General features: G+C 43.3%; 9 protein-coding genes and 1 pseudogene. 2 read left to right on the forward strand and 8 right to left on the reverse strand.

Annotated elements, in window-relative coordinates:
• A pseudogene (locus J6U00_RS02530) lies at window positions 1-907 on the reverse strand (hypothetical protein); the annotation flags it as partial.
• Window positions 908-1,359: 452 nt separating this feature from the next.
• Entirely contained in the window at window positions 1,360-3,054 is a 1,695-nt protein-coding gene (locus tag J6U00_RS02535) for a bifunctional diguanylate cyclase/phosphodiesterase (RefSeq protein ID WP_296578424.1), read from the reverse strand.
• A gap of 373 nt (window positions 3,055-3,427) precedes the next feature.
• On the opposite strand from J6U00_RS02535, the gene J6U00_RS02540 reads away from it, so the two are divergent.
• Window positions 3,428-5,518, forward strand: coding sequence for an Mbeg1-like protein (locus J6U00_RS02540; protein WP_296578427.1), 2,091 nt, complete (start codon window positions 3,428-3,430; stop codon window positions 5,516-5,518).
• Between the two features lie 41 nt (window positions 5,519-5,559).
• Here the strand turns inward: J6U00_RS02540 and thiM are convergent, their stop codons facing one another.
• The 4 genes from thiM to J6U00_RS02560 form a co-directional block, all read right to left on the reverse strand.
• Window positions 5,560-6,372 carry a hydroxyethylthiazole kinase gene (thiM, locus tag J6U00_RS02545; protein WP_296578430.1) on the reverse strand — a complete coding sequence of 271 codons (813 nt, stop codon included), beginning with the start codon at window positions 6,370-6,372 and terminating at the stop codon, window positions 5,560-5,562.
• Between the two features lie 2 nt (window positions 6,373-6,374).
• A complete protein-coding gene (thiW, locus tag J6U00_RS02550; protein WP_296578433.1) occupies window positions 6,375-6,881 on the reverse strand; it encodes an energy coupling factor transporter S component ThiW in 507 nt (168 codons plus the stop codon).
• A gap of 158 nt (window positions 6,882-7,039) precedes the next feature.
• Window positions 7,040-8,455, reverse strand: coding sequence for a GGDEF domain-containing protein (locus J6U00_RS02555; RefSeq protein WP_296578436.1), 1,416 nt, complete (start codon window positions 8,453-8,455; stop codon window positions 7,040-7,042).
• 220 nt (window positions 8,456-8,675) lie between these two features.
• Entirely contained in the window at window positions 8,676-10,100 is a 1,425-nt protein-coding gene (locus J6U00_RS02560; RefSeq protein ID WP_296578439.1) for a GGDEF domain-containing protein, read from the reverse strand.
• Between the two features lie 360 nt (window positions 10,101-10,460).
• Here J6U00_RS02560 and J6U00_RS02565 point away from each other — a divergent pair, with 360 nt between their 5' ends.
• Entirely contained in the window at window positions 10,461-10,664 is a 204-nt protein-coding gene (locus tag J6U00_RS02565; RefSeq protein ID WP_296578441.1) for a hypothetical protein, read from the forward strand.
• A 143-nt stretch (window positions 10,665-10,807) separates the two neighbouring features.
• Here the strand turns inward: J6U00_RS02565 and J6U00_RS02570 are convergent, their stop codons facing one another.
• Both J6U00_RS02570 and J6U00_RS02575 read right to left on the reverse strand, forming a co-directional pair.
• The gene (locus tag J6U00_RS02570; protein WP_296578444.1) at window positions 10,808-12,076 is read right to left on the reverse strand and encodes a hypothetical protein; all 1,269 of its coding nucleotides are present in this window, start codon (window positions 12,074-12,076) and stop codon (window positions 10,808-10,810) included.
• A gap of 131 nt (window positions 12,077-12,207) precedes the next feature.
• Window positions 12,208-12,627 (reverse strand): hypothetical protein, encoded by a 420-nt coding sequence (locus J6U00_RS02575; RefSeq protein ID WP_296578446.1) that lies wholly within the window; start codon window positions 12,625-12,627, stop codon window positions 12,208-12,210.
• Between the last annotated feature and the right edge of the window lie 717 nt (window positions 12,628-13,344).

The raw sequence follows: 13,344 nt of genomic DNA on the forward strand, positions 1-13,344 counted from the left end.
CACCGATTCCCTTGTAGCCGTCGTTGTAAGCTGCGACTGCGATATTGTTTACAGAAGCGTCAGCAGTCTCTGCGACAGAGCGGAGTTTTGAGTAAACGATGAGGGCGAATTCACCGGCAGCAGATTTTGATACAAGCTCGTTACAGATAGGGCCGTCATCAGTCATGGCGTTGTAATTCTTAACCCAGAGTTTTGTCCAGGCAAGACCATATTTAGCATTTGCACCAGCGATTCCGTAGTTCTTTGCGATTGTAGCGCACTCATCGATAGTTGGTTTGAGAGCATTCTGTTTTTCTGGAGAAAGAGCTTCGAAAGCGTTTCTGAGCCATGTTGAGTATTTTTCAGAAGAGAGCATGTAAAGGAAGTTCTTTCCGACAAGCTCAGAGTTTACATCCATGTACATACCAGATTTTCCGTCAAGGACGAAATCCCAGCAGTTCTTGAATTCAGCACCGTCGTTAAGTCCTAGGAGGTTCTGTTTCTCGGTGAATTTTATTTTCAGCGGCTGTTTGGGGTACATAGTAGTCCAGTTTCCGCGTACCTTCACCTGACCCTCTGCATTGGTCATTAGCTCGCTACCGTCAGAGTCCTTAAGAGTAAGAGTGCAGTCCTCATAATATGGAGCGGGAGGATCAAACGGGGGCGGAGTCCATAGCTTCATCAGCTCTGAAACGTGTTCTGCTATGGGCTCGTTAACGAAGTCCATGACATTGGGATCGGTGCTCTTCGTCTGAATGGAAAGAACAGGCATCGGAGCGGTCTCGGGAGTATATGAATCTGCGGAAGTAAGAGTTGATTCGTATGATATCGTGGGCGTTGAAGAGTTATTGCTGTTTTGGGGGGCAGTGCAGCCGAATAGCGTGATTGCCGCGGCTGAAACAGCACATATTTTTTTTACAATTTTCATATCGTACCTCGCTTATTCTGAATAATAGGGGATAATACTATTTGGTAAATAACTTTTGTGGTGGTCGGAATCTGTTAGGCGTTTGCATAATTGTTCAAAACTACAAATACAGATTCTGGCAAAACTTCCATTTATGATGCTCATCTTTGACTTGACAGAATTTGGATTTGTGGTATAATAAGCAATTTCTAAGCTGTATAAACAATAAATCACAAAAATATTTTATATATCCAACTATTTTTGCGGAAGAGGGCAGGTGAATGTCCACTGCTGCCTAAAGTGCACAAAATGTTGTTGGTCTAAATAATTTAAATCCATTGTAGCATATTATACCAATAATATCAATAAATGCAGAAAATAGACACTGTTTTGTAATTCGATTGTAATCTCTGATGCCAGATAGTAATAAAAAAGCGGAGCATTGCTCCGCTTTTAGTTATATCTGTTAAAAATCATTCTGCGTCAATCTTATAGAAGTGTTTATCCATTCTCTGCTCGAATTCATCGAGAGGGAGCGGCTTGTCGAAAAGGAAGCCTTGTGCGAAAACACAGTTGTTATCACGGAGTACTTTTACCTGATTAGTGGTCTCTACTCCCTCAGCAACACATTCAAGACCGAGATCTTTAGCCATTGCCACAACATACCTGAACATCACGCTGCGGGTGCTCTCAGAGCTGTCATTGTCAACTGGAAGAAAGCTTCTGTCCACCTTAAGTACGTTCCATGGTATATCACGTATCAGATTCAGAGAGGAATAACCCATACCGAAGTCATCCACAGAGGTATATATACCTTTCTGCTGAAGGCTGCTTACTACGCGCTTAAGGTCGCGGAACTCTACGTCAGTCGTGGTCTCGGTGAGCTCTATTTCGATATACTCATGAGGAACGTCGTTTCTGTCGATGATCCTTATGATATTTTCAAGAAGGTCAACGTCCATCATGTGCTTCCTTGAAAAATTTACCGAGATACGTACGACCTTGCGTCCGCTGTCAAGCCAGTGGCGTATATCCTTGCATACATGGTCGAGCATATAGAAATCCAGCTGGCATATATCTGTATTCTGCTCGAGTATCGGGATAAAATCAAGTGGAGGTATTATCTTTCCGTCTTTGAACCAGCGACAGAGAGCCTCTGCACCTGCGAGCTCGCCGGTCACGATATCTATCTTTGGCTGATAGAAGACCTTAAATTCCTCGTTTGCTATAGCGTTCGGGAAGAGCTGCTGTACCTGCATACGCTTTTCCTTGCCAATTTCCATGTTTTCGTCGAAGAACACAACACTGTCCTTGCCGCCGAGCTTTGCAGCCTGGGAGGTGGAGAGTATCCTGTCCATGATGTCTCCGGGAGTATCGAAGGAATAGCCCTCGGGTATACGGAAAACACCGGTGCTTCCAGAAAGCATGATACGTTTGCCGTTGAGGTTGTCGTATACTACAGGGGTTCCTTTGAGTACAGTGAGAATATCATCAAGGAGCTGATCTTCAAATGCAGCCACGAAGTTGTCTCCGCCGACTCTGCAAATAATACCCCTTCCGCCTATGATATTCTCAATCATATCAAAGAAGTTGCGCATGGCTATATCGCCTGCACTTCTGCCGATATCGCGGTTTATGAGGGTATAGTGACGAAGATTGTAGTATATTGCCGTATGACCGCCAAGAGCATTCTCCTCGTTGAGCTGTTCAAGATATCTGAGAAAAGAGCGCACATTGCGGTAGCCTGTATCATCGTAGAACGTGAACTTTTCAACTACTCCTTCAAGTCTGTAGCGGCTGATGAAGCTAAGTAGCATTCTTATTATCAAACGCAGCCTGCTCTCCACTTCTTCTGAAAGAGGAGGAGCGTCCTTTGACATAACAAAAGTTCCTTTTATTATAGCCATAGACCTTGTATGTATGCGTTCGCATAGTATCACATCGCCCATATTTCCGTCGTCATAGCCTATGAGCGTTTCGCCCTTGTTCTGCTTTTCAAATGTAATGCTCTGATAGAACTCGGAAACGGCTTTGGAAATGTGAAATTCCTTGCAGAGTTCGCCTAAAGCACGTAAAATAGCGTATTTATCGAAACGCTCCGTTCCTGTCATGGCTCTTACGAGCTTTTCCATAAGCAGATAGAAATGTTCATCTCTTTCACTTAACATATAAATCTCTCCATTCCGATCTCAGAAAGAGATCAAAATCGAACCCCTTATTGCCATTATAGCATTAAAATATTAATAAAGCAAGTCGTTTTGCGGATCTACAGCCTTAAATTGGAAATTTGCTGATAATTGGTCAAAAGATTTTTCTACTGATAGTCACAAATGCATAATAGACGGTTTTAAAATTTTATTATAACGTCAAATATCATGAGATATATGCTATAAATGCATAAAATCAATTGACAATAAACAGATATAAGTGTATAATAAAGATATATTTGCTGCAATGAGGTCAGCGATATTAATATCATTTTACATTATAGTGCAGGTATGTGATATGATAACGATCAGGAATAACAGGGGGTAAGAGGTAATGGCTGACTATATTGAAAGCTTCGGAATATCAAGGGAAGCGAGAATATCAATAATTCTCAATACATTCATGTATATCGACAAATGCCCGAAATGTGATGCAATGCCTACTCTAAGAAACGCTGTCAGCGAGTTGCTAAGGGATAGTTCGCTCAAAGACGAGCAGAGAGCAGCGCTGAGAGTTATGTGCAAATGCCTGAATATCACCAAGGATTCGGAGATATGGGATTTTCAGATTATTAGCTTTTCCGAACATCTTGAGGAGAAGTACAGGGGAGCTTATGCGGCAGCCTTCAAAAAGGCTGATGATTCAGAGATGTATATCGTATTCCGTGGTACAGGTACCGGACGCTGGTACGATAACGGTGACGGACTTGCCAACGAGCGTACAAGGTATCAGCTGGCTGCTCTGCTGTACTTCAACCACGTTATGTCGTCACTGAGAGCTCCGGATAATGTAAAACTGATAGTAACCGGACACTCGAAGGGTGGCAATCTTTCGCAATATGTCATGCTGGCTTCCGAGTACGGAAGTAGGATAAGATACTGTATATCCTTTGATGGACAAGGTTTTTCTCCAGAGTTCCTTAAAAGAATAAACTATCCTGAAAGCAACGTGAGCAGGCTCTGCAACAGAATGTACTCTATATGCGGCGACAACGACTATGTAAACGTTCTTGGCAGGAAGGTCATACCGGACGATCAAACCGTTTTCATAAAGACAAAAACAAGACTGACAGACCTTTATGGCGCACACTCAATTGTTCCGCAGGGAAGTGGAGACGTAGACGATCATTGGTGCGATTATCTCTTCAATTTCACTTCAAACAGTTTCAATGAGCAAACGGTCGAACAACGTGAGCTGGCAAACTGTGCAAAAGCTGTGAGTCTCAACGCTATGGATATGCCTCATGACGAAAGGGAGGATGTATGCAGGACTCTCATGACCCTTGCTGAAAGGTTCATCGGAGGCAGCAATTCCTCAGGTGGGCTTAACGGTGAAAAGGCGGAGCTTGAGGAAAGCGTAGGTTTTGTTACAAATCTATGCGAGATAATCCGTCCGCTTACCCTGCGAATCAGCAGCAAGGTCAAAAGCGATGTTATATATTCTCTCCTTGTTATTCCTGCCGGAAAGGGTGCGGATCCGAATATGGGGTCTGCTCCTGTGGAGCAGAAGATAAAGTATATACTGTCTGATCCTGAGATAATGAAGCTATACTGCATAGGTGCTTCCATAGCTGTGGAAAGCCTTGCGGACAATATATCTCAAGCAGGATCTGTTATAAGCTTTGGCGGAGGGGTGGAGTTCAGCTCGGTGATAGAGCAGCTCGTAGGTTCATGCGATAATGCGGTAGATACGGTAAGCTCTTCCTGCGGAAGCTCAGATTCCGATATATCCGGCGTACTGTCGAGCTTTCTTTCAATGAGGAACAGATTCCTGAGACAGTCGGATAAGGGGGAGCACAGTGCTCTCGGTACCTCCTACAGCGAGTGGAAGAATTATCTTTCCTATCAGAATTCTGAGGGAAAAAGCGTTACAAGAGTGAGCTGTACTCAGAGAAATATACTTGGAGACGATACGGACGAGGTGATACACGGCTACCCGAGCGATGACACTATCCACGGCTACGGTGGAAACGACGTAATATACGGAGGCGGTGGAAATGACGCTATATATGGCGCCGGAGGAAATGACGAGATATACGGCGAGGATGGTGACGATGCACTGTACGGTGGAGACGATCCTGACAGTATAAACGGCGGCGAAGGTGATGACCTGATACGCGGTGGTGGGGGAGACGATATATTATGTGGCGGTCCCGGAAACGATACTTACCTGTTCAGTCCCGGCTGCGGTAGGGATACCATAAGTGACAGTGAGGGCTGCAATACTATCCTTTTCAGCAAGGTAATGCCATCACAGTTAAGATCGTCAATAAACAGTTGCGGTGAGTTGCTGATAGAAATGCAGGGAACTGCCGACTGTATAAGAATAAAGAATTACAGCTCTGGAAGATACAGATTTGTTTTCGGTGAGGACAACTATGTACTTACAGGACAGGGAAGCGAGCTTGCTTTTATAAGGCAATAGAATAACGGCACAGCCCGAGTATACTGGCTGTGCCGTGTTTTTTACAGTTTTTCGATATTTGCTGACGATGTAAGAGCTTCCTTGTTGAGGCGGTATACCGCATCTATCAGGCGGTTCCGGCAACTTATGTTGCCTTCATGCGGAAGAAGCTGTCTTGCAGCGGTCTCGCCGCATACGTCAATAGCTGTAACAGCTTCGGTGGCGGCTTTCAGTATATCCTCAGAAACTGCGGAAAAAGCTCCCATAAGAGCCGAAAGCATGCAGCCACAGCCTGTGATACTGCTCATTATCATGTGACCGTTATGTATGCAGTATGCTGAGGAGCTATCCGCGACTATATCCGTTTCTCCGGTTATAGCTATAACAGCACCTGTTTTCAGTGAGAGCTCACGTGCAAGCTCTGCAGCAGATTGTATGGAGGCATCGCTGATGATATCAGTCGTATCGACACCGTGTTGGTTGGAAGACGTGCCTGCAAGACTTCTTATCTCCGAAAGATTTCCACGTATGATACTGAGTCTTACTTCACTGAGAAGCTTTAGGGCGAAGTCGGTGCGGAAGCACGAAGCGCCGGTACCTACAGGATCGAATACTACCGGTATCCCGAGCTCGTTCGCCTTTTTTCCTGATATGAGCATAGCTTCAAGTCTCTGTGTGTTAGGAGTGCCGAGATTTATCACTAGAGCGCTGCAAAGAGAGGTTATCTCAGCGCTTTCATCTGGGCAGTCAGCCATTATGGGGGAAGCACCACAGGCAAGGAGGATATTTGCACAGTCATTTGCTGTGATGTAGTTGGTTATACAGTGTACACGCGGCTTGACCAGCCGCACATTTTCTATGATACTGTCACTCATGGTCAGTTGTTTCCTGTGCTGAGCACTTTGGCTTTTTTCAGTCCTTCGATTATCACAGCGGCGAGTACTGCTCCTGCGGCTGTGGATATGAGGAAGGGAATAATATAAGCGTAGAAGGCTACCTCTGCTGCGTTTACACCCATGAGAAGTATTGCCACTGGATATGCACAAAGTCCGCCGAGTACGGCTGTACCGAAGACTTCTGCAATATATGTTAGCCATGAGTTCTTTGTCTTGTGATATACTATACCGCACAGAAGCGCTCCGAACATACTTCCCGGGAAAGCCATGAGGCTACCAAGACCGAGCAAATTGCGGATAAGGCTGGTTGCGAAGGCAACTCCCACGCCGTAGAACGGTCCGAGGAGAACTGCGCACAAAATATTGACAATATGCTGTACAGGAGCACATTTGCTTCCGAAAACGGGAAAGGAGAAAAAGCTTCCCACAACTCCCACGGCGCAGAGCAGACCTGCCAGTGATAACTTTCTTGTACGGATATTTTTCATTATAATACACTTCCTTCGGAAAATAAAAAGGGGCATTTCGCAGAATGTCCCTTGAAGTTCAACTGTATTATAATAAGATTATGTGTTGATATTATGATGAATACGTGTTGATAATGTGACAAAAGGTCCCTTCAACAGATGAAAGGACTTCATTATCGTCATTTGCGTTTACGCTCGGGGAACTTCTTGTAATAGCGTTCCTTATCAGCGTACATTCTTTCGTCGGCGGTACGCATAGCAAAGCGTATATCTCCGCCATTGTCATCGTAATAACCGCCTACTGCAAAGCTGATATTTTCAGGATTCTCAGAATCCTTTCTTAGCTTTTCAATGCGCTCCTCAATGGTCTTTTCGGAGATATTAGTGGCGATTATCATGAACTCATCGCCGCCTGCACGATAGATATCGCTGTCATAGAACAGATCTCTCAGCTTTGCAGCTGCGTCCTTAAGAAGCTTGTCGCCGGCGCTGTGTCCCTCGGTATCGTTGACTTTCTTAAGACCGTTAAGGTCGGCGAAAATAACGCTGTATGATCTTGGCGTAGGATCTGTTCCTGCAATATATCTGTCAACTCTGATGTTCATCGCGTTACGGTTGTATATACCTGTCAGGAGATCGATAGAGCTCATGATCTCCAAACGCTTCAGAAGCTGATAGTTGGCTATCTCGGAGGCAATGAAATAGGTGGTGAGCTCAAGAGTCTCCTTTATCTTGGAGGCTTTAGAGGCATCAAAGTTTACTGCCCATATATAACCGAGAGTTTCGTTGTTGTAATTAAGAGGGAAGAGCACAAGACTGTTTACATCTGCATCTCTAAGGGACTTATACCACAGAAGATTACGTGCTTTAAGTATGTCCATATCCTGTTTGTCCTGTAGTATAAGACAGTTGCTACCGGCAATGGTATCGTTCCATGTTTTTACTATATCGAAGAACGAACCGTCCTCTTCATAGTTGTTTATTAATTCGCCTGAGCCTTCACGGGCTGCTTCCGCCAGTACAGAGCAGGTCTCTTCCTTGAAATCGGTAATTAGCAAAGCACATTTGTTTGCACCGCTGAGCTCGCATATATCGGCTATGACGTCGTTTATAGCCTTTTTGAAGTCGTCGCTTCCGCGGAGCTTGATACAGGTCTCAAGCACGCTTGAAGCGGTGGAAGCTGAAACGTGGGTCATTATTTCGGTATCTGCTTCCATAGTTATGTCAAGAGTATAGGAGCAATAGCCTATATTCGGATCGTCGGAATCTAAAGGCATGATATACTGATTTAGCCAGCAGGCGAAGCGCCCTGGCCTCAGATAGGTATGTATCGGCTTTTTCTCAAAAGCGCATCGATAGCAGGTTTGCTCGAAGTTGAGATCCTTGGGGATATACTTATCATAAGGCGAATTAGGTTCGAATTTATTGTTGAGCATGTGGGCAGAAACACTATTGTAAGGATTCTCAATAGAATCAATATATGGCTTGTTGCCTGCTACTATGCGGATATTGCCGTAGCCACCGTTGGGAAACTTTTCCACGGAGATAATACAGGTGGTCAGTTCAAAACCGTCAACGAATTCCTGAAAGTTCATAGGATCTCCTTTCAGCCATGAGCAGTGCAGACGGAAAGCTTAACTTTAGTATGGATATACGCCGATGATGTTTTATCTCAGCCGGCAAAGCGTTGCATTGATATGGCATATTTTTTGTAATTATATTATACCATATATTTTTTACAGAGTCCAGTTAATTTTATGTGAACAATGCAAAAAGCTTCCTCGGAAATGGGGAAGCTTAGATAATATGTTTTACTTATTTTCGCTTGCGCTCGGGGAACTTTGCATAGTAACGTTCCTTGTCTGCATACATTCTCTCATCTGCGGTACGCATCGCTACACGGATATCCTCGCCCTTGTCGTCATAGAAGATACCGAGGGCAAAGCTGATATTATTGGGATCCTCCGATTCCTTTTTCAGCTTCTCCACGCGGTCGGTAATGAGCTGTTCGGGGAGATCAACGGCGATTATCATGAATTCGTCTCCGCCTGCACGGTATATCTCACATTCTGGGAATACTTCCATGAGCTTATGAGCTGCATTTTTAAGGAGAAGATCTCCGGCAATGTGGCCGTTATTGTCATTTGCCTGCTTAAGACCGTTGAGGTCGGCAAATACGACGCTGTAGCAATTGGGCTTGGGATCCTTTTCCGAAACGAAGCGTATGATACGGTTGTTCATTGCGTTACGATTATAGGTGCCTGTCAGCTGATCCACTGAGCTCATTATTTCCAGTTTGTTGAAAAGCTGATAGTTGGATATCTCCGACGCGAGGAAGAAGGAGGTTATCTCAAGTATCTCCTTTATTCTCATAGTGTTGTTAATATCGAAGTTAATTGCCCATATGTAGCCGAGAAGCATATCGTTATACTCCAGCGGAAAGAGTACGAGGCTGTCTACGTCAGCACCACGGAGAGAATCAAACCATACAGGATTGCGCTCCTGAAGTACTCCCATATCGTATTTATCCTTGATTATGAGACAGGTACTGCCTGCAATGGTATCCTTCCATGTCTCGACAATATCGTAGAAATTATCGAAGCATTTCTCGATATAATCCTGCATAGGGATAACGTGTACCTCGGGGGCGGTAGACTGACAGAGCACAGTGCACTTGCGTTCCTGCTCGTCTGTAAGAAGGATACAGCTGAGCTTTGCGTCGCATATAGAGCGTATATCGTTCATTACTTCGTCCATTGTATGCTTGAAGTTCTTTGTTCCTCTGAGCTTTATACAAGTCTCCAGTACAGCTGAGGAGGTGTCAGCGGAAAGTTTTGACATTATTCCCGAATCTGCCTTTATGGTGACCTGTTGCGAGTATGAGCAGTAGAACTTGTTGGGTTCGTTCGATTCAAGGGGCATGAAGTACATATCCAGCCAGAAGGTATACCGATCAGGGTGGATATACTCATGGGAGGGCTTTTTCAGGACGGCGCAGCGATAGCACTTGTCCTCAAAATTCAGATCCTTCGGAATATAGTTTTCGTAAGGAGAATCGGGGATGAATTTATTGCTCACCATCTGATTGGAAACAAAATTGTTTGGATCCTCTATAGAATCGACATAAGCTTTATTTCCTGCCACAAGACGTATGTTGCCAAAGTGTCCGTCAGGGAATTTCTCAATTGAGATTATGCATGTCATTGCTGAGAATGTATCTACAAAAGCTTGAAAATCCATAAAAAGACTCCTTCCGTAGGCAGTGATTTCAACATGCCTTTACTTCTGTTATATTATATCATATTTTTTTATAAAAGTCCAGTTAATTTTATGTGAATACTATAAAGAAGCAATGATGTAGAATAATAAATATAGAAATAATACTAAATTATTTTCTTTTAAATGTTAATATATATTTCTTCATATAATCTTATAATTCATAATAATTATCAAAAAATTATTAAAAATAAAAGACTTTATTAATAATGCACAATTAATAGTTTGAAAATTTGTAATAAAAATAAATTGAACCGTTCGGTTCAATATGATAGAATTATAGTAGCGTTTATGTTGAAAATATCAAAAAAGGAGGGAAGTTCAATGGAGGTGGGTCTTATTATTATTGGTGTCGTTTTGCTGATCGCAGTTGGTGCTATATTTATTTTTGCTGGACGTCACAAGCAGCAGGTCGATACCAGTTATTATCAGGAGCAGATTAGAAGAGGCGAAGAGCGTCAGAAGCAGCTTGCCGAGCAGGAGCGCCTTAAGCGCATGATGCAGCGTGAACGTGCAAGTAGACAGTGATCTGGTTCTCAATATTACTGTTCTTTACCGGGGCGAATGCCCCGGCTTTTTTTAAACAAAAGCCATAAGAGAGACATGATGACACAAATCATCATACTCGCTTATGGCTTATTAGTCTTGTCACAGACGGCAAGACTTTGTATTTACTTCTTTTCAATTGCGTTTCTTATCTCACCTGCAAGATCACCGTCACATCTGTACCACTCTATGTGATGACCGCTTTTTACTTCGTCCATATTGATACAGATCTTTTTGTCTCCCTCAGTGCGGAATATGTAATTTGCACATGAAACAACAGTATCCTTTCCGCTGACGATATTTATGATGTAGTAGCCTCTTGAGCTGTAACACATGATGATGACATGGTCATAGGTTCTGTCGCTCTTGGCAGTTATCTTGGGATTGCCGCCGAGTCTGTAGTTCTTGACGATGTCTGCGCCTGTCTTCTGAGAGGGTATCTCGCTTTCGTTGGTTATCTTGGAGTACCTGCGATTGTTTAGGATTTTTATGACTTCTGCTGTATTCTTTTCAACCTTGAATGCACCATAGTTAGGTATCTCAAATGAACCGAAGGAATCACCTGAATCTTCAGGGAAGAGGGTCATATTCTCAGGGTGATAATAGGGCGAGAGATTGAAATAAAGGTCTGAGTCGTCGAGTATAGAGAAATTGTCTTCGCTTACAGCCATACTCGTACCGAGAATATTGGAAATATTTGACGTGATATAGTCGTAGTCAATAGTGTATCTGGATATTTCGGGAGATATGAGCTTGATTGACGTGTCACTTGCAGGATCTGTCTCATAAGCCGAGTGCACATAAACAAGGCTTGAAGAATCCTTCCTCAGTGATATGAAGTCTATCACATCTGACTTTTTAGCCATGAACTGGACATACTGGTCAGTTGAGAGCCAAGGCGAAATGTCTCCCGAAGCGTTGGTCTCATTCCATTCACATCTGTTGAAGAACTCGGCAAGTCTTATGCGCTTTTCATCACTGTAGTTCTGACCGTAGTTGAAGCTGTAGCTTCCGCTTCCGGCTGTGAATGTAATAGTATCGCTGTCACTGCTGTCAAAGGTATAATCACCTCTGTATCCTGTGTCATAGAAGTCACCGAATGGGGCTGCGCCCTCGCGCGGTTCGTCAGTGGTTCCCTCGGTAGTTACAGTCTTTGTTGTGGTTGCAGCAGTTGTGGTAACAGCCTCGGTGGTTGTTGTGTCTGTAGTTTCTTCCGGATCCTCTGTCGTTTCCTCATCAGCGGTATTATCCTCAGAAGCATCCTCTTCTGTCACGGTATCCGGAGCAGCTGTCTCCGAGCTGCCGGCAGGTTTGTTATTTGCTGAGCTGCTGCATGATGTGCAACATAAAATCGCTGTAAAAACAGCAAGTAGCAAAGCAGAAAGTTTTTTCATAATACTTCACCATCCTAACGTAGTGTATTTGTTGTAAAGTAATTATATCATATATTATGTTGAAATTCAAGGTATATTTTGTTAACAAAGAAAGCCGTCTTTTATGCAAAAGGCGGCAAGAAGTTTAATTATTATGAAAGAACAGCTGATATTTTTTGAACCAAATCAGGGGCACTGCAAAAATAGATATTGCTTTCTTTCAAGAAATCATAAGGCTCTCCGGAGTATGTATCATAGTATTTGCCGTCACTTTCGATAAATTCTGCCCAGTCGAACATTACAAACGGTTGCTCGTAATAAGCTATTATCATAGTGATACAATGGTCGGTGGTCTTAGCAGTGAGATGAACCCTATTATCATTCGGTACCATTGGATGTTTGTCTGATTCATTACAAGGTTTCCATTCACATTCACTTAGGATAGCTGCTATTTCCTTAGCATTGTCAACGGAGAGACTATTGTTGTACAGTATCTCTTGACGGTAGCTTATGACCTCGCTGCCGTCGATAGACATAGTATCAGCTTTTTTTGAGCATAGCTTTCTAAACATATCTATACTGCGCCGTTTTGCGATAAATGCTATAAAGCCCTTTATATCTCCGTTGTATGCGCTGTTTGAGTTGTATTTTATAAATACGTTCGAGAAAACATCGCTGACACATTCATCGATATCCTCCTTTGAAGCATAGCTTCTCAGGCGGTTAAAGAATAGTATAGACGTATCTGTAGTATTCGTCTAAAACAAGCCTGTAGGCTGTCCGAGGAGAGCTTTTCAGGAGCTCCCTTACCTGCTGGTCGGTCATTTTATTCCTCCATGATACCGCGCAGCACTGCTGCGAAGCTTTCAAATGCATTTGTTACGCTCTGTTATATACACTACTCGGAAGTGAAAGTGAAACTGTGACCATGATAGCATATTTTTATGATAAATGCAAGACAGAATGGAAACTGCCATCTTTTTTGCGCATACGGAAGACTGTATCATTTTATGAAAATAGTATGATTTTTGATATATTACATATAAAATTGCTTGTATAATAAAAATTGCTGTGCTATAATTGTTAGGAATTATGATCCGCACGACAGGAGGATATTAAATGAACATTGGATTTATTGGCGCCGGGAAGGTTGGCTTTTCCCTCGGCAGGTATTTTGCCGAAAACGGGATACCACTATCAGGATATTACAGCCTTCATGTACAGTCTGCTGCCGAGGCTGCAAAGTTTACAGGGAGCAAGGTATACTACGAGCTCTCAGATATTGTAAA

Source organism: Ruminococcus sp. (genome assembly GCF_017650195.1).
Taxonomy (GTDB): Bacteria; Bacillota; Clostridia; order Oscillospirales; family Ruminococcaceae; genus Ruminococcus.

Excerpts from the sequence above, each read along its gene's own strand:
- J6U00_RS02560 (WP_296578439.1), bottom strand. The coding sequence starts at position 10,100 with ATGGATTTTCAAGCTTTTGTAGATACATTCTCAGCAATGACATGCATA.
- thiM (WP_296578430.1), bottom strand. The coding sequence starts at position 6,372 with ATGAGTGACAGTATCATAGAAAATGTGCGGCTGGTCAAGCCGCGTGTA.
- J6U00_RS02540 (WP_296578427.1), top strand. The coding sequence starts at position 3,428 with ATGGCTGACTATATTGAAAGCTTCGGAATATCAAGGGAAGCGAGAATA.
- J6U00_RS02575 (WP_296578446.1), bottom strand. The coding sequence starts at position 12,627 with ATGTTTAGAAAGCTATGCTCAAAAAAAGCTGATACTATGTCTATCGAC.
- J6U00_RS02555 (WP_296578436.1), bottom strand. The coding sequence starts at position 8,455 with ATGAACTTTCAGGAATTCGTTGACGGTTTTGAACTGACCACCTGTATT.
- J6U00_RS02565 (WP_296578441.1), top strand. The coding sequence starts at position 10,461 with ATGGAGGTGGGTCTTATTATTATTGGTGTCGTTTTGCTGATCGCAGTT.
- J6U00_RS02535 (WP_296578424.1), bottom strand. The coding sequence starts at position 3,054 with ATGTTAAGTGAAAGAGATGAACATTTCTATCTGCTTATGGAAAAGCTC.
- thiW (WP_296578433.1), bottom strand. The coding sequence starts at position 6,881 with ATGAAAAATATCCGTACAAGAAAGTTATCACTGGCAGGTCTGCTCTGC.
- J6U00_RS02570 (WP_296578444.1), bottom strand. The coding sequence starts at position 12,076 with ATGAAAAAACTTTCTGCTTTGCTACTTGCTGTTTTTACAGCGATTTTA.